Annotated in this window: 24 protein-coding genes; 12 read left to right on the top strand and 12 right to left on the bottom strand. The window is 65.7% G+C overall.

Translation table 11 applies throughout. The features are described 5' to 3' along the window. Positions 1-119: 119 nt before the first annotated feature. Positions 120-2,834 (bottom strand): hypothetical protein, encoded by a 2,715-nt coding sequence (locus IT540_RS16010; protein WP_291180137.1) that lies wholly within the window; start codon positions 2,832-2,834, stop codon positions 120-122. Positions 2,835-3,208: 374 nt separating this feature from the next. Here IT540_RS16010 and IT540_RS16005 point away from each other — a divergent pair, with 374 nt between their 5' ends. Next, positions 3,209-3,724: a hypothetical protein gene (locus IT540_RS16005; protein ID WP_291180134.1), complete on the top strand. Its 516-nt coding sequence runs from the start codon at positions 3,209-3,211 to the stop codon at positions 3,722-3,724. Between the two features lie 153 nt (positions 3,725-3,877). On the opposite strand, the gene IT540_RS16000 is transcribed toward IT540_RS16005, so the two are convergent. The 5 genes from IT540_RS16000 to IT540_RS15980 form a co-directional block, all read right to left on the bottom strand. Then, positions 3,878-4,315, bottom strand: a complete 438-nt coding sequence (locus IT540_RS16000) for a GNAT family N-acetyltransferase (protein ID WP_291180131.1) — start codon at positions 4,313-4,315, stop codon at positions 3,878-3,880. Between the two features lie 192 nt (positions 4,316-4,507). After that, complete coding sequence (gene pqqA, locus IT540_RS15995) at positions 4,508-4,597, bottom strand: pyrroloquinoline quinone precursor peptide PqqA (RefSeq protein ID WP_020087993.1); 90 nt, start codon at positions 4,595-4,597, stop codon at positions 4,508-4,510. Between the two features lie 648 nt (positions 4,598-5,245). Continuing rightward, positions 5,246-5,335, bottom strand: a complete 90-nt coding sequence (pqqA, locus tag IT540_RS15990; RefSeq protein ID WP_020086227.1) for a pyrroloquinoline quinone precursor peptide PqqA — start codon at positions 5,333-5,335, stop codon at positions 5,246-5,248. Between the two features lie 171 nt (positions 5,336-5,506). Next, positions 5,507-5,803 (bottom strand): hypothetical protein, encoded by a 297-nt coding sequence (locus tag IT540_RS15985; RefSeq protein WP_291180128.1) that lies wholly within the window; start codon positions 5,801-5,803, stop codon positions 5,507-5,509. A gap of 120 nt (positions 5,804-5,923) precedes the next feature. Next, entirely contained in the window at positions 5,924-6,130 is a 207-nt protein-coding gene (locus IT540_RS15980) for a hypothetical protein (RefSeq protein ID WP_291180125.1), read from the bottom strand. 186 nt (positions 6,131-6,316) lie between these two features. On the opposite strand from IT540_RS15980, the gene IT540_RS15975 reads away from it, so the two are divergent. The 3 genes from IT540_RS15975 to IT540_RS15965 all read left to right on the top strand — a co-directional run bounded on the left by IT540_RS15975 (position 6,317) and on the right by IT540_RS15965 (position 9,264). After that, complete coding sequence (locus IT540_RS15975; RefSeq protein WP_291180122.1) at positions 6,317-6,691, top strand: hypothetical protein; 375 nt, start codon at positions 6,317-6,319, stop codon at positions 6,689-6,691. Positions 6,692-6,894: 203 nt separating this feature from the next. Next, positions 6,895-7,770, top strand: coding sequence for a hypothetical protein (locus IT540_RS15970; protein ID WP_291180119.1), 876 nt, complete (start codon positions 6,895-6,897; stop codon positions 7,768-7,770). A gap of 771 nt (positions 7,771-8,541) precedes the next feature. After that, positions 8,542-9,264: a hypothetical protein gene (locus IT540_RS15965; protein WP_291180116.1), complete on the top strand. Its 723-nt coding sequence runs from the start codon at positions 8,542-8,544 to the stop codon at positions 9,262-9,264. On the opposite strand, the gene IT540_RS15960 is transcribed toward IT540_RS15965, so the two are convergent. Together IT540_RS15960 and IT540_RS15955 are read right to left on the bottom strand one after the other, a co-directional pair. Further along, entirely contained in the window at positions 9,257-9,514 is a 258-nt protein-coding gene (locus IT540_RS15960; RefSeq protein ID WP_291180114.1) for a hypothetical protein, read from the bottom strand. The two genes, IT540_RS15965 and IT540_RS15960, sit on opposite strands and share 8 nt — an antisense overlap. Positions 9,515-9,561: 47 nt before the next feature. Further along, positions 9,562-10,524, bottom strand: a complete 963-nt coding sequence (locus IT540_RS15955; protein WP_291180111.1) for an HAD family hydrolase — start codon at positions 10,522-10,524, stop codon at positions 9,562-9,564. Positions 10,525-10,845: 321 nt separating this feature from the next. Between IT540_RS15955 and IT540_RS15950 the strand changes: the two genes are divergently transcribed. Both IT540_RS15950 and prfH read left to right on the top strand, forming a co-directional pair. Continuing rightward, positions 10,846-12,012: an RNA ligase RtcB family protein gene (locus tag IT540_RS15950; protein WP_291180108.1), complete on the top strand. Its 1,167-nt coding sequence runs from the start codon at positions 10,846-10,848 to the stop codon at positions 12,010-12,012. Then, positions 12,005-12,643, top strand: coding sequence for a peptide chain release factor H (gene prfH / locus IT540_RS15945; protein WP_291180105.1), 639 nt, complete (start codon positions 12,005-12,007; stop codon positions 12,641-12,643). Before IT540_RS15950 ends, prfH begins: the two co-directional genes overlap by 8 nt. Positions 12,644-12,688: 45 nt before the next feature. Here the strand turns inward: prfH and IT540_RS15940 are convergent, their stop codons facing one another. The 4 genes from IT540_RS15940 to IT540_RS15925 form a co-directional block, all read right to left on the bottom strand. After that, complete coding sequence (locus IT540_RS15940; protein WP_291180102.1) at positions 12,689-13,399, bottom strand: redoxin domain-containing protein; 711 nt, start codon at positions 13,397-13,399, stop codon at positions 12,689-12,691. Positions 13,400-13,507: 108 nt separating this feature from the next. After that, positions 13,508-13,906: a hypothetical protein gene (locus tag IT540_RS15935; protein ID WP_291180099.1), complete on the bottom strand. Its 399-nt coding sequence runs from the start codon at positions 13,904-13,906 to the stop codon at positions 13,508-13,510. 276 nt (positions 13,907-14,182) lie between these two features. After that, on the bottom strand, positions 14,183-15,988 hold the full coding sequence (locus tag IT540_RS15930; protein WP_291180096.1) for a phosphoenolpyruvate carboxykinase (GTP): 1,806 nt from the start codon (positions 15,986-15,988) through the stop codon (positions 14,183-14,185). Between the two features lie 124 nt (positions 15,989-16,112). Next, positions 16,113-16,892 (bottom strand): DUF2470 domain-containing protein, encoded by a 780-nt coding sequence (locus IT540_RS15925; RefSeq protein WP_291180093.1) that lies wholly within the window; start codon positions 16,890-16,892, stop codon positions 16,113-16,115. Positions 16,893-17,043: 151 nt separating this feature from the next. Between IT540_RS15925 and IT540_RS15920 the strand changes: the two genes are divergently transcribed. The 6 genes from IT540_RS15920 to IT540_RS15895 all read left to right on the top strand — a co-directional run. Then, a complete protein-coding gene (locus IT540_RS15920; RefSeq protein WP_291180090.1) occupies positions 17,044-17,751 on the top strand; it encodes a response regulator transcription factor in 708 nt (235 codons plus the stop codon). 94 nt (positions 17,752-17,845) lie between these two features. Next, on the top strand, positions 17,846-19,768 hold the full coding sequence (locus IT540_RS15915) for a stimulus-sensing domain-containing protein (RefSeq protein WP_291180087.1): 1,923 nt from the start codon (positions 17,846-17,848) through the stop codon (positions 19,766-19,768). Continuing rightward, positions 19,743-20,222, top strand: coding sequence for an HPr kinase/phosphatase C-terminal domain-containing protein (locus IT540_RS15910; RefSeq protein WP_291180084.1), 480 nt, complete (start codon positions 19,743-19,745; stop codon positions 20,220-20,222). The genes IT540_RS15915 and IT540_RS15910 overlap by 26 nt, the downstream gene beginning before the upstream one ends. Positions 20,223-20,419: 197 nt before the next feature. Further along, positions 20,420-20,824 (top strand): PTS sugar transporter subunit IIA, encoded by a 405-nt coding sequence (locus tag IT540_RS15905; protein ID WP_291180081.1) that lies wholly within the window; start codon positions 20,420-20,422, stop codon positions 20,822-20,824. A 19-nt stretch (positions 20,825-20,843) separates the two neighbouring features. After that, positions 20,844-21,149, top strand: a complete 306-nt coding sequence (locus IT540_RS15900) for an HPr family phosphocarrier protein (protein ID WP_291180078.1) — start codon at positions 20,844-20,846, stop codon at positions 21,147-21,149. A 304-nt stretch (positions 21,150-21,453) separates the two neighbouring features. Further along, positions 21,454-21,903 (top strand): adenosylhomocysteinase (locus tag IT540_RS15895; RefSeq protein ID WP_291180075.1); only part of this gene is annotated, 450 nt, incomplete at its 3' end.

The following is a 21,903-nucleotide window of genomic DNA, read 5'->3' as shown; positions in this document are numbered from 1 at the left end:
TCGGCTCGGAAATATTCCGGAAGCGTGGCGCTGAGACCATGATCGCTTCAAACCCTATCGGTTCGAAGCGTGAATCGTCGGTCTCGTCAAAAGGCTAGGCCAGACGCGTCGCGGGATTTCTAGGTGTTCGTGTCGTTCTGGGCGCGCTTCTTCCAGTCCTCGCCGGCAGCGCGGGCATCGTTCGCGAGCGGCGACGCGGGCCGCGGCCTGAAGGTCGCGATCATCTCCTCCGCGGACTTGAGCTCCGCCGCGCCGAGCGCACGCTTCAAGGCGTCGCGCCGCATGACCGCATCCGGGTCGCCGTCCTTGGCCGCGAGCGCATACCACTTGTAGGCCGCGACGCGATCCGTCTTACCGCCGAAGCCGTTCTCGAGCAGGACGCCGAGGTTGTACTGGCTGTCGGCGAGCCCGTGCTCGGCCGCCTTGAGGAACCACGGCTGGGCGGCGTCGTAGTCAGGCTCGCCCGCCTCCCCGCCCGCGCTCAGCACCGCGAGGTTGTGCATGGCCTTGACGTTGCCGCCCTCGGCGGCGCGTGCATACCAGATCTTGGCCCGCTCGATGTCCTTGGTCACGCCGAGACCGCGCTCGTAGAGCGTACCCAGCCGGTACTGGGCCTGCGCGAAGCCTTTCGCCGCCGATCGCTGATACCAGCGCAGCGCCTCGGCATAGTCCTGGCCCGTGCCCTTGCCCTCGGCGAGACGCGCGGCGACCTCGAACTCGGCCGATGCGTCGCCATTGGCGGCCGCAAGCCGGAGCGACGTCGGTCCCACGGTGGCCGGCGGCAGGTCGAGCGCGCTCTCGGACGCTGCGCCCTCGCCGCTCTCGAAAAGCTCGGGCGTGGAGTAGGCCGCATCGATGCGCCCGCTCTTTTCGGGCAGCAGCGCGTCGGCGGAGCGCCCAGCGGCGATCATCCCGAGCTTGCCCGACAGGCTGGCCAGCACCTGCTGCTCGTAGACGTCCGCGACGGCCGCGTCGGTGAGCGAGCCGACCGGCTGGGCAATCGTCATGCCGCGAGGAATGTCGGACGGCGTCGTGCTGCCCGTCGTATCGAGCGCGGGAGGATTGAGGACGTCGTCGTGAAGACCGTAGGGCGCGAGGAGTCTGTGACCCTCGGTCTCGCCGTCTCCGAGCTCCGAGCGCGGCCCGGGACCCGGCGTGCCTTGAGGCTGCTCGGACATCCCGCCCGGGATCTGCGGATCGGTGCCCCGCGGCTCGGTGGCGGACGGACGCGCGATCTCCGGTGCGGCGGGCGGGGTTGCAGACTTGCGGTTGAGGAGCAGGAGCGCGCCGTTGATGGCGATGATCAGCGCCAGCACGCCGGCGAGCAGCTTGGTCGACATGCCGAACAGGCGTCCGGACCCGCCGCCGAGCGGCGCGCGTGTCCCCTGCGTCAGCGCGGCGCGCGCCTCGGCGACGGTGCCGGCCTTCGGCGGCTCGGCCTGTTGCTCGCCGAGCGCCTCCGCGCGGTTTGCGGTCGCCTTGAGCTTGGCGCGGCGGGCATCGGCGACGAAGTCGCGCCGCAGCCTGTCGAGCGGCGATTCCGGCTCGTCGGAGGCGGGGGCGTCAACGGCATCGCCGACGTCGGCGAAGGCGGCAGGGATCTCCACCGGTGCCGGCGGCTCCGACTCGTCCTTCGCGCTGAAAGCATCGAAGCGCGTGTCGCGGAAGGCGTAGGGCGCGTCGCTCGCGGAACCGGGGTCCGAGCTGCTGGGCGCGCTTTCTTCGGCATAGGGCGACGCGAAGGACGGGGGCGGCGCAAGCACGGGCTGCTCCGGGGCAGGCCGGGCCGGCGTCACGGCCGCGTGGTGCTGCTCGAGGGCGTCCATGCGGTCGAGGACGGTGATGAGCGCCTGCTGCAGCGTGTCGAGCATGCCGAAGGCCGTCTGCTCGTTCTGGCGCTGCTCCTGGATCGCCTGCTCGAGCAGGCTTTTCAGCTCGTCGTAGCGGTCGGATTGTGCGCTGACGCGGCCGGTGAGGCCGGTCACCAGCGAGGTGGCCTGCGCCTCCGCCTCGCGGCGGTCCTGGATCGAGGCCTCGATCAGCGCGCGCAGTTCCTCGTGGCGGCGCGTGACGGCTTGCGCCTGCTCGGCGTCGTCGCCGATACGCGCGTGCACTTCCTCCGCCGCCCGCCTGGCAACGGCTTCGAGGTCGGCCGCGAAACGGCTGTCATAGTCGAGCAGCTTGGCGATCCGCTCATCGGACACCTGCTCCATGACGCTGCGCACGTCGCTCTCGATGCCGTCGATGCGCGACACATGCCGTTCGAGTTCGTCGAGCTTGTCGCCGAGATCGTTGACATGCACCTCGATCAGGCGCAGTCCTTCGAGATCCGCGCGCCGCACCACGTCCTCGAGCTCCGAGCTGATGAGCTTCTGGAACGAGTCGAGCCGCTCCTCGAGCGCCGCCACCGTGTTGGCCGGTTTGAGATCGGAAAGCGCCTGCGTGATGCGCTGTGTGACGTCGTTAAAGCGCTCGCCGATCCACTCCTGCTGGCTCCTGGAGATCGCGGCGTGCGTGGGAACGTACGGCCGGGAGAGATCGTCCTCGCAGGCCCGCATCAGCGCTTCGGCCGTATCGACGTCCCAGGGCTCGTCGCCGGCCTCCTCCAGGGTCATGTATTGCCGGCGCCGCGACTGGGGCGCCGCGGTCGTGCGGCCGACGTCGAAGGACCGCAGCCGCTCGACGATATGGGCCAGCGTCTCGCTCTGCTGGCGCTGGGTGTCCTCGATCTCGCGCGCCAGCGTGTCGAGCAGGCGGTCGGATCCGCCGCCTCGCCCGGAAGGGCCAAGGGCGCTTCGGCGCGCCGGCTGACTTTCCTGATCGAATTGCAGCATCAGGGTCCCCAAGGGTGCGATACGGCGCTCGACGCCGGCACGTCCCTAAGCGTGGGATAAAGCGGCGGAGCCGCGCGTGCCGAGCTGAAGCGCGTTGAGGGTCAGACGAGGCACGAACCAGAAACCCGAATGTGGTGAGGCTCGCAGTCAGCAGTAAATGTTGTGTTAAGTCCTACAGAAAGGCGGGAAAACGGGGCTCGGTGCGCCGCTTTCTGGCGGCTGGGGAGGAGGCGATCCTGTCGCTCTCCTGCAGGTGATTCGCTTGAGGCCCGTTGGACGGGCCGAACGCGGGACACAATCGCTTGCTATTCTTCAAGCCGATCATATCTCGACTCCAGGGCAGCCCTGCCTCGCAACGAATGGAGAACATTCCCGTGTCCACCTCGTCCCGTCGCGGCTGGAGAAGCGGCCGCCCCTGGTGTGTAGCCGCGTTTGCCGCCCTCGTTGCCATGCCCGCCTGGGCGGCCGGCGAGGACAGTGGCCGCTACACGATGTCCCCCACGGAGGGCGGCGTCATCCGCCTCGATCGAGAGACGGGCGCCATGTCGTTCTGCAGCGGCGCCGAGGGGAATTGGTCGTGCAAGGACATGCCGCAGTCCGAGAGCGCGCTGAAGAAGCGCGTCGAGGAGCTCGAGGGTGAGAAGCGGGCGCTCGAGGCGGAGCGGCAGTTGCGCGAAACACCGGGCGGCGCTCCGCGCGCCGAGATCACGCCGCCGGGCGAGCCGCCGGCCGCCGACGCGGTGCCGGCCCCTCCGGGCGATTTGCCGGTTCCCACCGAGCGCGATGTCGACAAGCTGTTCGACTACGTTGAAGGCATGGTAAAGAAGTTCAAGGAGCGCATCGACCGGCTGGAGCGCGAGGCCCAGAAGCAGCCCGAGGTGCCGCTCTAGACCATCATCACGTTGAACCTCTGCGGCTCTCCTCCGTCATGGCCCGGCCATCCAGAGCCCAGGCGGAACGGTTTCGCGGGCTGCCTGGACGACCGCCGCGAGGTGGCCATGACGTCAAGAACGCAACCCCGCTCGATTGAGCGTAAACGCACCCTAGAGGAACAGGCGATAGCGGACGAAGTCGTCGGCCTTGACGAAGCGGTCGTAGACGCTGCGCGCCGTGTCGTTGGTTGCCTGCGTGTGCCAGTAGAGCCGCGACCAGCCGTTGGCCTTGCCAAGGCCAACAAGATCACGGATCAGCGCCTCCCCGATGCCCTTGCCCCGGTGCTCCGGCGCGACGAACAGGTCCTCGAGGTAGCAGATGGGCGCCACCGTCCAGGTGCCGGCATGCAGGACCGACAGGGTGAACCCGCAGACCTCTCCGCCCGTCTCCGCAACCCGGCAGAAAAGGCCGTCCTGCTTGCGGATCAGCCGCTCCCAGGTCTTCGCCGTCACCTCGTCCGGCAGATCGGCCTGGTAGAAGGCGAGATAGCCGGCCCAGAGCTGGCGCCAAAAAGGCTCGTCACTCGGAAAAGCGTCGCGAATGAGCATGTGGCGGAGGTCCACGCGGGGGATGAGCGGCAAGTATGCCAGATCGGGCTCGCCCCGTTCAGCCGGAGGCGCCAGATATCATCTACGGGACCTCAACGCGCTGGAAAACCACCTTGAACGTCGCATGCCTAATACAGAAGCGCGACGGCCGCAGAAGCGGCCGCCGCGCCAAAGACCGAAAGGCGATCGATATTAGATGATATCGATCTCGGCCGGCAGGTACGAGGTGACCTCGAGGCCAACTTCCTGCTCGCGAACCGAAGGCTTCATCCAAGTCTTCATGGGTAGTTCCTCCTTTGAGATGCGGGACGACACACGTCTCCGCATCCAGGATAAATAGGGAGTCGATCCCTTGAAGACCAATCGTATTTTCAATCGCGTTCTATCAGGCGGCCTGATGCTACTGTGTAGCAAAATGCCATGAAGGGCCGTATTTGAAAGCATTTCCGAAGCAGAGAGCAGTCGCCCGACAAAAGGAACGCAATTTTCACGCGACTTGAACTTTTCGTGCGCAGCGCCCTCCCGGGGCTTGCGCTGGCTACGCCAAGCGCGCCGGGTCGTGCCGGTCGCACAATGCTCCGGTCCTACTTGCCCGCGCGTGCGCAGAACCGGGCAAAAATGCACTGTTCCCGACAAGCACGGCGTTGCGGCCGCATCGAGCGGAACGGAGTGGCTGAGCGGGCTTGCGACTACGCAAGGCGCGAAATCGCGCAACGCCGATTGAGGCTCGCGAGCAGGCACGCGCACGGCTTGATTGGACCGGAAAAGGCAGCGATGAGCGCGCGGGAAAAGCCGCTCAGAAAATTTCAGCCGTGAATGGAGGAGTCGCCGCCGGGGAAGCTGAGAATTCGGCGTCAATGCCTGGCCCAAAAAAGAAAACGGCGACCGCTTTGCGCGATCGCCGTTGAATTCGACTGAAAGCCGATCGACTTAGATGAGGTCGATCTCAGCCGGCAGATACGAGGTAACCTCGAGGCCGACTTCCTGCTCGCGAACCGAGGGCTTCATCCAGGTCTTCATGGCAGTTCCTCCTTAGGATGTTCCAATGATCAGCGGGCCGCCAGCCCGTCTGATGCTGCATGGTATATAGGCAAGGCCAGCGATAACGGCAAATCGCAAGTTCGTGATCCAGGTATCAAGAAAAATTATTGACTCCAAAAGCTAAGCTTATGAACAGCCCGGATAACGGGCCTAGAGGCAGGACACGGTCGCCACGGGAATGGCCAAGAGCACCAGGGCGAGCGCGATCCGGGGAGCCCGGTCGAGCCATGCGAGCAGGAGGCCGGGCAAGATCAGGCCGACGAGCGGGAGAGCCATCAGTGAGGCCTTGCCCACGCCCACGTCCTCTCCGAGCGGGTCGGCGGACTGCAGCAGCAGATGCGCGAGCAGCGTGAAAGCGATGATCTCGACGCTGCCGGCAACAAGCGTGATCAGCCGCAAGAGCCCCCCTTCTCGGGCGGCGCGGTCGATGTCGGCATCGTCGGTCATCAAGGTAAATCCTCGGGCAGTCGGCGTCGCAAGCGGGGGGCGATCCGTACGCGATGGAACGCCGCGATCCGGTGTCCGCGTGCGCAGGAGGGCAGGGCATACGACGACCGAGCGGCGGGCTCAACCCGGTCGTTGCGCGCCGCCGTCGAATTCCGCCGAAAGCGCCGCCTCGAGGTTCTTGAGGTCGTCCGGGATGGGCAAGCCATAGGCCTTGAGCTCGTTGAGCTTCTCCAGGAGCTGCAGATAGAGCTCATGGGCGTCCTCGGGCTCGTTTTGCATGCGCGAGAGCAAAAGGCCGATCTCCGCTTTCACATCCTCGAAGGCCATGGATATCTCCCGAGTACGAATACCGATCATCTATGCACATAGGAACCCGCCGGCCTCTGCCCAAGATCCATGGACGTCCTGCCGGGGGCCGAGCCGGCCGTGCGCCGCGGCGTCATAGCGGTTGCACATTTCTTGGCTTGCCTCTCCATCAGCGGGGGCAAGACGCAGAAAAAACGAGGGGAAGCGATGGGGGACCCTGTCATCAGCCGCGCCGCCGGCCTGCTCGCCTGTACCTGTTTGGGATTGATGCTTGCGGCAGCACGTGCCTCCGCGGAGGATCCACCGCAGTATTGGGCGGTCACCGGCGTAGCCGCCGACGATGTGCTCAACATGCGCGACGTACCCCACGGCGACAGCAAGAAGCTCGCCGGCATCCCGCCCAACGCGCGCGGCCTCAAGAACTTCGGCTGCCTCAAGCCGGAGCCGAGCCTCGACCGCTGGATGGACATGACGGAGGAGGAGAAGAAGAACGCCAAGCTCGAGTGGTGTCGCGTCGAGTATAAGGGTCGCCAAGGCTGGGTCGCCGCCCGCTTCCTGAAACCGGACACGGGTCCGCACTGAGCGCGCATGCGCTCAGGCGCGGGCATTACACCTCAACAGGTATGCACGAATTGCTCGGCTGCGCCGAAACGCGCGCCACCGATGAGTGCCTTCGTAACCCCGCTTGTGCTAAAGTGCTTTTCGCGTGCGGAATGAAATGGGTGATGAAGCGTCGAGTTGCGCGGCCCGAGGCGCGGGCTGAGCGGATGGTGTGGGGTAAGTGCATGCGTTTCGTTCTTGAAGCCTTCCGGCAGCTCCTCGCGGCGAGGTCGTCCGTCAGCCTCGCCACCGTGTTCGCCGCAGGCGGCGTCGCACTCGCTGCTGTGGTCGTGGTCTACGGCGCCCTGCTCGGCTCCGACGACATTCCCGAGGACGCGGTGACCGTCACTGGCCCGGTCTTCACGCCCGTTGCCGCCACGCCGCCCGCTCCGACGCCTGCCGAGCGACCGTCCGGCATGGAGGCTTATCCTCAAGAGCGTTTCGATGACCGGATATCCGTTGCGCGCGCCGTGCAGATCGAGCTGAAGCGCGCCGGCTGCTACAGCGGCCCGATCAACGGCATCTGGTCCGCCTCGACGCGCGCGGCCATGGGCGAGTTCACGGCCCGCGTCAACGCGCGTCTGCCGATCGACCGCGCGGATCCGGTGCTGCTGGCACTGCTCGAGACGCACAACAAGATCTCCTGCACGGCGGACTGCAGCGTCGGTGGCGAGGATGAGGGCTGTGTGTCGCGCCCGCCCGTGCAGCGGTCCGAGGTTGCCAGCATCGAGAGGCAGCGTCCGGCCGAGGCACGTGCGGAGCGCCTTCCCGCTCCGAACCTGGCTGAGACGCCCAACGGCGCCGACGACCTGGGCTTCAACACCGAGGATCAACGCGCCCCGAACCCGATCAATTCGGTGCAGACCGCATCGACCGAGCGCGATGACGGGATGGGCATGGAGGATGCGGCCGCGCTGACGGCAGCGGGCGTCGCGGCTCACGAGGTGAGGAAGCACAAGCCCCGCCGCTCGGCCCGCAAATACCGCAAGAAGAACTCTTTCCCCCGCGCTGTCTCCCGCGGCTTCCGCCAGATCCAACGCAGCTTGAACAAACTGTTCTGATCTGCGCCGCACTGGCTGCAACCTCGTCTCGAGTTTTTTGCACGCCTCACCTCATCGGTCATGGCCGTGCTGGCCATCCACGCCAGTTTCCACACACTCGCTGCCTTGATGGCACACGCAAGTTGCAGCGTGTCGCGGATGCCCGCGGGAGGCGGGCGTCAACTTCTGCAAACTGTGACACTCTCTCAGCGCAATGCCACGAGGCATTACGATCCAAAGCAAAATCGAGATGCGCTCATGGGAGCCGCAGAATTCGGGGTCGCAAGTTCATCCGACAACTGCATTTTTGACTCGCCAGATGGGCAGTCGCGGTGCTTATCTTGAGCATAATCAGAAGCACGTATTCTTGCGTGACGAGGGGTGGGCGTCATGGATCTTCTCTATTTTGCTTCGACCAGCAGTCCCGATGCTGGGCCCGAGATTGCTCATTGGTTCTCTACGTCTTGGCGGGTATTCGCAGCGTGGGTAACAGTCTGGCGCAGCACGCTGGACCCCGCTATTTGGCTTCTGAGCGGCCTGTTAGCGTTAGTTCCTGGTTCCTTCGCGATCTACAAGTGGTGGTTCTACAGGAATAGCCGGCTTCCAACGAGGCTCAATGAGCTTCTCGACAGAGAAGAGACACGGTTCAGAGCCGCTCGTTCCGACCTAGTCAAACTCGTTACGAGGCCAAGTCCAGAGATAGCCATGGTTCGACCGCCATTGTTTGTCGTCGAACCGCTAGTACGACTAATGAAGAGATTGAACTGGGCTCGCAGGTGGAAACCCGCACCGTTGAGTACGGCAGAAGCTGAAATCGAACTTGCGCTTGTCGAAGTTGAGAAGCAGATGCATTTTTGCCAAAGAAGTCAGAATCTTTACCGGGAGCAAGAGGCCACCGCGTATCTGCTAAAGGGGGCTATCGCTTCGGCGCGCGCCGAAGCCGCTAACAACCTCTCTGACCGAGACCGGCAAAATCGGATCGCCTTGAACCACTTCAGCCGTGCACTTGAGATCGAGCCCAAAAACCCTGAAATACTGGAATACATCGCTCATCAGCATCAGGCACTGGATCAACTGGACCTTGCGCGGGAAGCGTACAAAGAGCTGGCAGCGTTGACGCAAGACACACCCGCTTTGAGGCAACAACACTATCGTGCCTGGCTATGCATGGGGAATGTCTTGGAAAGACAATACGAGTCCAACGATCGACGAACCGCAACGTTAATGTCAGCGCGGGATTGCTTGCAAAAAGCCCTAGACAACCTACCAGCAGGCGCTAGAGGCCAATTGGATCATGCTACGATTCAAGAATGTTTGGGGCGCGTTCTGGAAAAGTTAAACAAACTGACGCTTCCAGCGCAGCACTACGGAGCCGCGCTTTCTATCTATCAAGAAATTCTCCGAAGGGAGCCTGAAAACCAAGAGGCAACTGCAGGACTCAATCGCATGTGCGCCGCATTGGCGGCATTCCATGCGGACGATAACCCACCTGATAGTCCTAGTCCCCTCAATTAATCATAACAGCGCGCGCAGTTATACCCAAAGTGTAAGCAGTGCCAGACGCAATCAAAGCCTCGCCGGCACTTTGCCACGCTGCCATTGTCAACACATAGCTTGCGCCGATTGCCCCAAAGCGGGGGCTGAGTTTACGTTGCTCGATAAACGAGAGCGCAAAAAGAACCACCGCGCCGAGCAGAATGCAATAAATTGGCATTCCAACAAAGGCCAAGCATGCCGTCAGAAGGATTGAGAGATAAGCGATCATTTGCCAAGCATGGACCGATTCGATAGCTGACCGGCGTGGAATTTGTCTCAACCCATCCCTTTCCCCACCTTCCAAATCTCCTCCTGCACGGCGATGTCCGCCAAAATGCGGTCGAGCAGCAGGCACGTCCGCTTGAAGAGGTCCGATCCGCGCCGGTAATCCGCGGCCGCGAAGAAATCGACGCGCCCCGCACGGAACAGCTCCACGCACGTCGCATAGCCCTTGCCGCGTTCTTCCGGGTGCACGGCGACCGCGTGCCCGCCGCTCTTGCGCATCAGCGCCATGGATGGCACATCCGTCTCGCCGTCGCCGAAGTAGATCATGTTGCGGAACGGGATCGGACGAAGCTCCTCCGCCATGTGCGCGTTGATGCTCTCGCCGAGATCCTCGATGCCCTTGTTGATGCGGAACAGGTACTGCGTCTTACCCGTGTCCGTGATTACGCGCTTGGGGAACGGCAGCTCGTAGGCGTCGAACCAGTACTCCGACGCGAACACGTTGTGAAAGTGCTCGCGGATCGTCGTCCCCTCGATGATCTCGGTCAGCCCCGACGACACGAGGTAATGACGCAGCGCGACGCCGGCGCTCTCGGCGCGGATCTGAATGTAGTCCGCGATCGCTGCGAACCATTCGGCGACGCCGGGGAAGAGCTCCACCGATGCGCCCTGCTTCACGAGATCGTCCCGGTCGATGCGCAGCCCCTTCTCGCGCGCCATCTTGTACATGAGGTGCATGTAGGTGATGAGCGGGTCGGCCTGCTGCTCGCGGGCGACGCGCGTGCATTCGGCCCAGAACGCCGCTGGCTCGACGCCGAGCTGCGGCAGGAAGGAGTATTCCTGCATTGGGCGCGGCGAGAGCGTGCCGTCGAAGTCGTAAACGAGCGCGATGGTCTTCTTGTCAAACGCCTCGGCGGGAATTGTCTTCCTTTTCGAGCCGGTTGGAGACGCGCGCTCGCGCACGGGCATCTCGTCGTCCGCGTCTTTGCTCTGCCCTGTCGCGCGCTCGGTCATTCGCCGGCTCCCTTCCAGATTCGCTTGACGGACATTCGGCCGATTCGGGTGACCGCCTGAAGGCAGAGCCTTCGAAACTAACAAGCAGGCGACCCGGCGGCGGGATGCACAACTTGAGCACCCGTTGCTCACGCGTGATTGATCGGAACACGGCTTGTTTCCGTCGCAATTCGCGCGTATCAGCCCGGCCTTCGGAACGAACGCAGACGAATTGCCGGAAGGAGAACCCCATGTGCCGCACCATCGACGAGACGCTGAAAGCAGCCGTCCGCGGTGGCCGCATCGCGGGCATGGATACCCCTGTTCTCCTGAGCATTTCCAATGGGCAATTCGCAAACGGACGCGGCGCATAGCGCCCCGAACGTCCGCCTTTTCACGACCGACCAATCCTGGATCGAGGGCGCCGCCCTCGCGCAACTGAACCACACGGCATGCCTTCCGGGCATGGTGCTGACGGCTGGCTTTCCGGACCTGCATCCGGGGAAGGGCATCGCCGTCGGCGCCGCGTTCGTCTCACGTGGCGTTTTCTACCCGGCTCTCGCCGGCAACGACATCGGCTGCGGCATGAGCTTCTGGGCGCTCGCCCTCCCCGCCCGCAAGCTCAAGCTCGACCGCCTGGAAAAGCGCATCTTTGGGCTCGAGGCGCCGTGGGACGGCGACCTCACGCCGTGGCGTGCGCGTTTCGGTCTCGCGCCCTCGCTGTCGGATGCCGGCCTCGGCACCATCGGCGGCGGCAACCACTTCGCCGAGCTGCAGGTGGTGGACGAGGTGCGCGACGCGGCGGCGTTCGCGGCGCTCGGCCTCGACAAGGCCGATGCCGCGCTGCTGATCCACTCGGGCAGCCGCGGCCTCGGCCAGGACATCTTCCGCGAGCTTCTGGAGCGCCACGGCGCTAACTCGCTCGAGGAGGAGAGCGAGGCGGCGGCGCACTACCTCGCCCGTCACGAGCACGCCATGCGCTTCGCCCGCGCCAATCGCGCGCTGATCGCACACCGGTTCGCGGGCGAGCTCGGCGCCGACGCGCGTTCCGTCTCGGACGTCGCCCACAACATGGTGACGCGCGAGGACTTCGCGGGCGCGCCGGCCTGGTTCCACCGCAAGGGCGCGGCGTCGACGCGCGAAGCCTTGGAGCAGGGCGCGCTGATGATCCCTGGCTCGCGTGGCACGCGGAGCTACCTCGTGCGCGCGCTTGGCGAGCGTGGTGAAGACGCCGCTTGGTCGCTCGCCCACGGCGCCGGGCGACGCTGGCAGCGCGGCTATGCCAAGTCGCGCCTGTCGCACAAGTACCGCGTGGAGGATCTGGCCCGCACGGAGCTGGGCGGCCGCGTCATCTGCGAGGATCGCGAGCTGCTCTACGACGAGGCCCCGCAAGCCTACAAGGACATCGCGCAGGTGATCGCCGACCTCGAGGGCGCCGGGCTGATCGCGACCATTGCCGTCTACCGCCCGGTCCTCACCTACAAGGTGCGGAGGACGCGCGATGAGTGAGCATATCTGGCTGCAGATCACGTCGGGGCGCGGCCCCGCCGAATGCCAGCTCGCGGTGGCCAAGCTTGCGGGCGTGTTGGAGAAGGAAGCGCGCAAGGCTGGCCTCGCCTGCGAGGTGCTGGATGTCGTCGAGGGCCGCGAGCGCGGCACGGCGCTCTCCGCGCTGCTCTCGCTCGATGGCGAGGGTGCCCGCGCCTTCGCAGGGCGGAGCCGCGGCAGCGTGCTCTGGATCTGCCCGTCGCCGGTGCGGCCTGGCCACAAGCGCAAGAACTGGTTCGTCGGCGTCGAGATGCTGACGCCGCCGGACTCCAACGCGGCGGAGCTGCGTCTCGCGGACGTCGTCTTCGAGGCCATGCGTGCGTCAGGCCCCGGCGGCCAGCACGTCAACAAGACGGAGAGCGCCGTGCGGGCTACCCATCGTCCGAGCGGCCTCGTCGCCACCGCGCGCGAGGAGCGGTCTCAGGCCATGAACAAGAAGCTCGCGCTCGCGCGCCTTGCGGTGATGCAGGCCGAGGGCGCCGAGGTGGCGAAGGCCGATGCGGAGCGCGATCGCTGGGCCCACCACGACGCCCTCGAGCGCGGCCGCCCGGTCCGCATCTTCGAAGGCCCATCGTTCAGGGAAAAGCGCTGACCGCGCCGCTCTTCCCTCGCCCCGCGCGCGGGGAGAGGGAACGGTTCAATGATCGTGGCCGCACCCGCAGCCACCCTTGCCGTGGGCATGAGCGTGCTCGTGGCTGTGATCATGATCATGCGCATGGCCGTGGCCACCGCAGCAACCGCCGCCCTCGGAGTGATCATGGTCGTGGGAATGCCCATGCCCACCGCAGCACCCGCCGTCGTGGTGGTGGTGCGCGTTCGGATCGGTGAGCACGGCCGCTAGCCGCCGCTCGAGCGCGATCGACTGCTCGCGCGGTGCGTCACGCGCCTCGATCGTGAGCGCCATCACCTCCGCGCCGAGCCGGAGATCGTCCACCTGGCCGAGGTAGTGCCGCCGGAGCCGTCCCTGCCGATCGAACAGCAGCACGGTCGGCGTGCCCTGGATCTCGTAGGCCTCCATCGTCTTGGGCAGGCTCTTGCCGTTGGCCTTGTCGAGCGCCACCGGAAACGGCAGCTCGTGCTCGGCCAGGAACGCCTCGAGCGCTGCCTTGTCCTGCTTGTCCGTGTGCTCGAATGGCGTGTTGAGGCCGATCACGACCACCTCGTCGTCGCTGAATGCGCCGGCGATGCGCGCTGCCTGCGGTAGCCCGTGCCGGAGGCTGCCCGGGCAATGCTGCTGGAACGCGGCCATCACGACGACCTTGCCCTTGAGGCCCTTGAGCGTCGGCGGCGGGTCGGCGTTGAACCAAGCTGCGGCCTGCAGCTCGGGCGGGCTCTCGGGGTCGAACATCGACGGTCCTTTCTGGGAACAAGGGGTGCATATGGCTGGCCCCACCATAGCCGGAATCGGAGGGAGCGTCAGTGGGGGGCGGCCGCCGCAGGGCAACGTTTGCGGGCGTCAAACCATTTCGGCCGCCGGCCAGACCTGGAACACGCCGCCGCTCGTGCTGCTCATGGCCTCCACCACGGCCATGTTGTCGAATCCCGAGAGACGCGCCTGCATGGCCTTGAGCAGCGTGTGCTCGCCGCTTGCGTCCATGGGGATGGTGATCGAGTGGCGGCCGTCGCGGTCGGTCAGCACCCAGTAGAGGTCGATCTGGAACGGCCCCGCGTCGGTGGTAAGCACGGTCACGCTGCCGAGGTCGGCCCAGGCCAGCGTGGATACGAGGCCCGTGCCGCTGTCGACGGAGATGACCTTGTCGTCGTGGACGACGCGCACGGAGGACATCGGGCGGCGTTGCAGCGAAGGCAAAGCCTCACGGCGTCGCCGGAACAGCCTGGAAAGCCAGCTCAGCATTGCAGTCGTCCCGGGCCGGTTCCCGCTCGCCGGCCTTCTACGGATCACGCCCGAAAGCTAGACCATGATGGCTTCGGATCCCTTAAGTCCAGAGCGTGATCATGACTGTGAAACCCATGGGAAGCGTGGTGCGCGCCGGCACGCTCCACGCTGCGTGTAGACCATGATTCATACGCGAGATCGAGCATCCGCGATAAGCGCGAAACGGCGCATGAGCAAAACCCCTGGGCTCCGCCCAGGGGGTCAGTGCGGCATGGGGCGCAACGTCGCGCGGAATCAGCCGAGGCGCTGACCGAGCGCATCCAGCTCCTCGTTGAGGGCCGCCGGCAGCTTGGCGCCGAAGGTCGCGAAGTGCTCGCGGATGGACGGCAACTCCGTCCTCCACCCGTCGCGGTCCACGCGCAAAAGCTCGGAGAGGGCGCCTGGCGCAATATTGAGCCCGTTGAGGTCCAGCGCGCCTTCCGCCGGCAGCTTGCCGATCGGCGTGTCGACGGCCCCTGCCGTGCCCTCGCAGCGCTCGAAGATCCACTTCAGGACGCGGCTGTTCTCGGCATAGCCCGGCCACAGGAACTTGCCTTCGGGGCTCTTCCGGAACCAGTTGACGTAGAAGATCTTCGGCATCTTGCTGCCGCCCTTCTCGCCAACGGTGATCCAGTGCTGGAAGTAGTCGCCCATGTGGTAGCCGCAGAACGGCAGCATGGCCATCGGATCGCGCCGCAGCTCGCCGACCTTTCCGGCGGCGGCCGCGGTTTTCTCCGACGCCATGATGGAGCCGAGGAACGTGCCGTGGCGCCATGAGAGCGCTTCCGACACCAGCGGCACGACGGAAGCGCGCCGCCCGCCGAACAGGATGGCGTCGATCGGCACCCCGGCCGGATCCTCCCATTCCTTGGCGATCACCGGGCACTGCGCCGCGGGAGCCGTGAAGCGCGCGTTTGGATGCGCGGCCGGGCGTCCCGAGCCGGGCGTCCACGAGCGGCGCATCCAGTCGATGGCGGGCGCAGGCGGCTCGCTCATCCCTTCCCACCACACGTCGCCGTCGTCGGTGAGCGCCACGTTGGAGTAGATGATGTTGGCGTGCAGCGTCTTCATCGCATTGAGATTGCTCTCGTTCGACGTGCCGGGCGCGACGCCGAAGAAGCCGGTCTCGGGATTGATGGCATAGAGGCGCCCGTCGGCGCCGAATTTCATCCAGCAGATGTCGTCGCCGAGCGTCTCGGCCTTCCAGCCGGGAATGGTCGGCACCAGCATAGCGAGGTTGGTCTTGCCGCAGGCCGAGGGGAAGGCGGCTGCGACGTACTTCACGCGCCCTTCCGGGTTGGTGAGCTTGAGAATCAGCATGTGCTCGGCCATCCAGCCCTCGTCGCGGGCCTTGACCGAGGCGATGCGCAACGCGTGGCACTTCTTGCCGAGCAGCGCGTTGCCGCCGTAGCCTGAGCCGTAGGACCAGATCTCGCGCGTCTCCGGGAAATGCGAGATGTACTTGGTCTTGTTGCAGGGCCAGGGCACGTCTGCGGCCGAGGGCGAGGCCAGCGGATAGCCGACCGTATGCAGGCCGCGCACGAAATCGGTGCTCTGTCCGAGCGCCGCCAGCACCCTGTCGCCGACGCGCGTCATGATGTGCATGTTGGCGACCGCATAAGCGCTATCGGTGACCATGACGCCGATGCCGGCGATCGGCGAGCCGATCGGCCCCATGGAGTAGGGCACGACGTACATGGTGCGCCCCGCCATGGCGCCGTCGTAGAGCTGCGCGAGCGTACGCTTCATTTCGTCGGGGCCCGCCCAGTTGTTGGTCGGCCCCGCGTCGTCCTTCGAGCGCGAGCAGATGAAGGTCTGATCCTCGACGCGTGCCACGTCCGCGGGATCCGAGCGCACGAGAATGGAGTTCGGCCGCTTGGCCGGGTTGAGCCACTGGGCGGTGCCTGCGTCGACCAGCGACTTCAGGAGCTCCTGATATTCCCACTTGGTGCCGTTGCACCATCGGACATTTTCCGGCTTGAACAGGGCGCGGGCTTCCTCGACGAAAGCCAGAACGGCAGGATTTGTTGTTTTCACCTCCACAGGTGGCATGGCGTTCATAATAAAGTTCCTCCGCGCAATGGGCGTTGAAAAGTTTTGAAGTTTTTTTAGGTGGCGCGGCGAAGGCTAGCACCTGGAAGAACGTCCATTCAAGCGGACCGGCCTCGCGGCCGGATGGATACTGTCAACGCTGGGACTGCCGCTCGCGCGCAAGAGCAGCCAAGGCTACCAGCTCCCGGCGTGCCTCCTCGGGGTTGGTGACGCGCTTGGTAAATGGCAGGCGCCGGACCGTCCCATCACAGACGATATCGAAGCCTTCGGGGTCGAGGCCGGTCATGCGCCAGGGTCCTCCCGGAGCGCCGGCGAGCTCGGTGGCATAGAGCGCGATGGCGGCGGCGTGGTCGTCGTTCATGTGCGAGACGATGTCGGCATGGGCTGCGACCAGATCGGACGCGTCCGAGATGTCGAGCAGAAGGTCCGCCGGCGCGAGGTCGACGATACGCCCGAAACCGCCGATGAAATGCGCCCGCTCGGGCTCGAGCTCATAGAACGAGAAGTCGGGGAAATCGGCATAGGCGCGGGCAGGCCCGTGCCGGCCCAGGAAGCGCTCCCGCGCCGCGGCCCGGGACGTCTTGACTGCCCGCCCGATTACCGTGACGCGCCCGCCCGCCAGCGGGTCGCCGGCCGCGTCTGTGCCGTCGAAAAGCAGGCTCGCCCGGGCATCCGACTTAAGATTTTGCGTGTGAAGTGCGAGGGTTGAGATCAGGAACAGCGGCGTTCCGTCCACATCGGTTGCGATTGTGACCAGCGAGGCGTAAGGATGACCGGACGACGCTTCGAGCGTGGCGAGAGCGGCCTTGAGGGAGCGGCGCATGATGAGGCGCGCGGCCTCTCCCGGCGGGAGCTGGGCGGGGGACGAAGGCTCCGGAGTTCGCGCGCTCATGCCGCCGTCGGTGTCTGTCATCTGATGTACCCCGGTCGGTTATGGCCCCCTTGGGCCGTTCAGTTTGTGTTCAGGCCCCAATACATAAGAAGGCTCCTGCCACAATTGATCCACCTTGGGACCATAAAGCGCCAGGGTAGCAATTAGGGTTGCCGCGAGGATAATCGGGACCATGAAAGAGAAAAGCACGATCGCTTTGGTCGACGACGAGCGCAACATTCTGACCTCGCTCGGCATGGCGCTCGAGGCTGAGGGCTACAAGGTACGCACGTACTCCGACGGCGCCTCAGCGCTTGAAGCCCTGACCGAGGATCCGGCAGACCTCGGCATCTTCGACATCAAGATGCCGCGCATGGACGGCATGGAGCTGCTGCGCCGCGTGCGCCAGCAGTCTGACATGCCGGTCATCTTCCTCACCTCCAAGGACGAGGAGATCGACGAGCTGTTCGGACTGAAGATGGGCGCCGACGACTACATCGCGAAGCCCTTCTCACAGCGCCTCATCGTCGAACGCGTCCGCGCCATCCTCCGCCGCCTGCAGCCCAAGGACGGACAAGCCGTCGAGCCGCAGGTTGCCCACATCCTGGAGCGCGGCAAGCTGAAGCTCGATCCCGAGCGCCACACTTGCCACTGGGACAACCGTCCGGTGACGCTGACCGTGACCGAGTTCCTGATCCTCCAGGCGCTGGCCCACCGCCCCGGCGTGGTGAAGACGCGTGACGCGCTGATGGACGCGGCCTATGACGATCAGGTGTATGTGGATGATCGGACGATCGACAGCCATATCAAGCGCTTGCGTAAGAAATTTAAGCAAGTCGACGACAGTTTCGATGTCATCGAGACGCTGTATGGCGTAGGCTACCGCTTCAAGGAAGCATAGCGCGCGGCTCGCCTGGAGACGGCGGAGCTCCGAAGAGCGCTCTTGCGAGTTTCGTCGAGGCAAGACCGGCGACACCGGTCCGCGTGGAGGGGCTATGGCGCTCGAGACCGAGCGATCGCCGACGGTTGCGACTGGGCTTGAGGCTGTGCTCGCCGGCGCGCGCCGGCACCTCGGCAACTTCGTCTCCCGCACCCGGTATCTCCTGCGCCGCGGACTGAGAGCGAGCGACGGCGCCCTCTCCTGGTGGCGGCATTTCCTCGTTGTCCGTTTCATTGCCGGCAGCCTCCTGCGCCGCATCCTCGTGGCGAGCCTCGCCGGTCTCGTCGTCATGATCGGCGGCATACTCTATTTCAGCGAGAACAACGCCTGGCTGCTCGACGCCAAGCGCGAGTCGCTGCGCGTGCAGGGCGAGATCATCGCAGCTGCCATTGCGGGCAATGCCCGCGTCGAGACCGGTCGCCTCGTCATCCACACCGACCCCACCGCTGAGGAGGAGGTCGCCTCGCCCTACGACGACGCGTTCAGCGCGCACGAGCTGTCGCTGCGGCCGGAGCGGGTGGCGCCCATCCTGCGCCGCCTCATCCAGCCGACCACCCGCCGCGCCCGCGTCTACAGCCGCGACGGCACGCTCGTCATGGACTCGGCGACCCTGCTCCAGCGCGGCCAGCTCTCCCGTCATGAACCGAAGGTGCCCGACGGCGGCCGCACCAGCCCGAAGAACTTCTGGAGCCGTCTCAAGTCCTGGATGATGATGAGCGAGGATCTTCCCGTCTACAGGGAGATCGGCAACGCCAACGGCACGTCGTATCCCGAGGTGCGACAGGCGCTGCAGGGCAAGACCACCGCCATGCTCCTGCTCAACGAGAAGGGCCAGCAGATCGTCTCGACGGCCGTGCCGATCCAGCGCGCCTCCACCGTGCAGGGCGTTCTGCTGATGTCGACGCGCCCCGGCGAGATCGATCAGATCGTGTCCGACCAGCAGAACCAGATCTGGCTGCTCGCGGCCTTCGCCATGCTGGCGACGCTCTTGAGCGCGCTTGTCCTGGCGAGGACGGTGGCCGGCCCGATCCGCAGGCTCTCGGCCTCGGCCGATCTCGTGAGCCGCAACATCGGCGCGCGCCACGAGCTTCCCGATTTCGCTCACCGCACCGACGAGGTCGGGCAGATGGCATCGGCCTTCGCCGCCATGACGGCGGCGCTCTACCGGCGCGTGGAGGCGAGCGAGAGCTTTGCCGCCGACGTCGCCCATGAGCTGAAGAACCCGCTGACCGCCGCCCGCTCGATGGCCGAATCGCTGGGCTACGCCAAGTCGGAGGAGCAGCGCCGCGAGGTCGTGAAGCAGATTCAGAATGAGCTGATGCGCCTCAACCGGCTCATCACGGACGTGTCCAACGCGTCCCGCCTCGACGCCGAGCTCGCGCGCCAGCAGATGGGCCCGGTGGACGTGACCGGCGTGGTCGCGAGCGTGACGCAGATCTTCAGGGACATCCTGTCGAGCGACAGTCGCCGCGTCGAGACGATCGTCGCCGTGGCGCCGTTCGAGGGCGCGTTCCTGGTCAACGGCCACGCCGGCCGCCTGAGCCAGGTGCTCACCAACCTGGTCGACAACGCCATATCGTTCTCGTCCGAAGGGCATGCGGTGACGATCTACGTGCGCCGCATCGGCCCCACTGTCGAGTTCGCGGTCGAGGACGAGGGGCCAGGCATTCCCGAGGATCGCCTCGACATGATCTTCGACCGCTTCTACACGGACCGTCCCGATACGGAGGCCGTGCGCGGCAAGAACTCCGGCCTCGGCCTCTCCATCTCGCGCGAGATCGTCCGTGCCCATGGCGGCGAGATCCTGGCCGAGAACAAGCGGGCGAGCCCGGCCTCGGCGCCGGAGCGCCGCCGCGGCGCCCGCTTCATCGTGCGCCTGCCGGCGCTTGTCGCATCGGCGCGTGCGGGCATGGCGGGCGCGCGGCGCGCGGCTGCCGCTCCGGATGGCTACCATGAGCCCGTCCGCGACAGGGCCTGAGCTGGTCCACGGTACCGCCGTTGCCCTGGGCGAAAGGGCGGCACTGATCCGTGGCCCGTCGGGATCGGGCAAGTCGGATCTCGCGCTCCGGTGCATCGCCACGGCTCCCCTTGCGCATAGTCCCCACCGTGCCGAGCTCGTCGCTGACGATCAGGTACGTCTCGCGCTGAGCGGCCCCGCCATTGAGGTGAGCCCGCCTCAGACCATCGCCGGCAAGATCGAGGTACGCGGCCTCGGCATCCTGACGCTGCCCTTCCGGCCGTCGGCGCGCCTGGTGCTCGTCGTCGATCTCGTGCCGGCTGCGGAGGTTCCGCGCTATCCGCTCGATGTGGCGAGCGCCCTGTACCTGGGGCGGAAGGTCCCGCTGCTGCGCTTTGCCGCGTTTGAATCGTCGGCGCCTGTCAAGCTGATTCTGGCGCTGGAGGCGGCCGCGGACACGTTAACTGCGCCGTGAGCGCCGTCAGGAAAACCCTTGCTTTGCCGGCGAACCCCTGTAAGTCTCCGGCGCGCCGCGCACGGTGGGGCGGCGGCATCCTGAAGCTCATGACAGACGGAGATTGTCGTGACGCCGCGGAGACCTGGAGCTGGGCCCTGGGACGGGGCCGGAGCTCGGAACTTCCGAAATCGAAATAACCTCTCGGCTCGGGCTAGATGATCGGACTTGTGATCGTCACACACGGCGGCTTGGCGGTCGAGTTCCGAGCGGCACTCGAGCACATCGTCGGACCGCAGACCCAGCTCGAGACCATCTCGATCGGCCCCGAGGATGACATGGAGGCGCGCCGCACCGAGATCCTCGAGGCCGTGCGCCGCACGGAGACGGGCTCGGGCGTCATCATCCTGACGGACATGTTCGGCGGCACGCCGTCCAACCTTGCCATCTCGGTCATGGACGAGGCGCACGTCGAGATCCTGGCCGGCATCAACCTTCCGATTCTCGTTAAGCTCGCGGGCCTGCGCTCGGAGGTCCCGCTCGATGAGGCGGTGACGCTCGCGCGCGAAGCCGGGCGCAAGTACATCAAGGTTGCGAGCCAGGAACTGTCGGGCGAGCAATAGGTTTGGCGGAACCCGAGCGATGCCCGAGATTCGAGACAGCAAACGCCCCGAGGCCGTCGTCACCGTTGTCAACCGTAAGGGTCTGCACGCACGCGCGTCCGCCAAGTTCGTGAAGCTCGCTGAGAGCTACGAGGCCAACATCACCGTCACGCGCGACGGCCAGACCGTCGGCGGTACCTCGATCATGGGGCTCATGATGCTGGCCGCCGGCCCGGGTTCGACCCTCTACATCACTGCGGAGGGCAAGGAGGGTCCCGAGGCGCTGGAGGCGCTCGTGAACCTGGTGGAGACCGGCTTCGGCGAGGAGCTCGCCGAGGAGGACTGAGCCCCGCACTTTCCGGAAAGACGATGGCGTTCGGTGTCGCTTTGCGGCTTCCACCGGGGTGACTTTGTGCACGAGCGGCCAGCCCACATTCAACGTCATCCGACGCAGGCCGGTATCCACGTCAGCCAGCCAAAAGGGGGGGGCCGAGGCGGCCTTTGGCGCCGTCCCTTCCTTGCCGCGCCTGCAAGGACATAAGGACTTGTTTATATCTTATTGCGATCGGCGCGCAGGGCGGCTATACGAAGGGCCGACCATGGTCCGATGAGCCGCTGTGCTCTCGGAAAACGCTTGAAAAAGGACGCCCATGACCGCCGCCGCCGACAAGGACTATATCGTCAAGGACATCTCGCTCGCCGATTTCGGCCGCAAGGAGATCGAACTCGCGGAAACCGAGATGCCGGGCCTGATGGCCATCCGCGCCGAGTACGGCCCCAAGCAGCCGCTCAAGGGTGCGCGCATCGCCGGCTCGCTCCACATGACGATCCAGACGGCGGTGCTGATCGAGACCCTGAAGGCGCTCGGCGCCGACGTGCGCTGGGTCTCCTGCAACATCTTCTCGACCCAGGATCACGCCGCAGCTGCCATTGCCGCCGCCGGCACCCCTGTGTTCGCCTACAAGGGCGAGACGCTGACCGAGTATTGGGACTACACCGCGCGCCTCTTCGACTGGCACGGCGGCGGCGTCCCCAACCTCATTCTCGACGACGGCGGCGACGCCACCATGCTGGTGCATTACGGCCTGCAGGCCGAGAAC

This window comes from Hyphomicrobium sp. (genome assembly GCF_020852195.1).
Taxonomy (GTDB): Bacteria; Pseudomonadota; Alphaproteobacteria; order Rhizobiales; family Hyphomicrobiaceae; genus Hyphomicrobium_C.
Note: the sequence above shows the minus strand (reverse complement) of the source record. Positions and strands in the feature narration are given on the sequence as shown.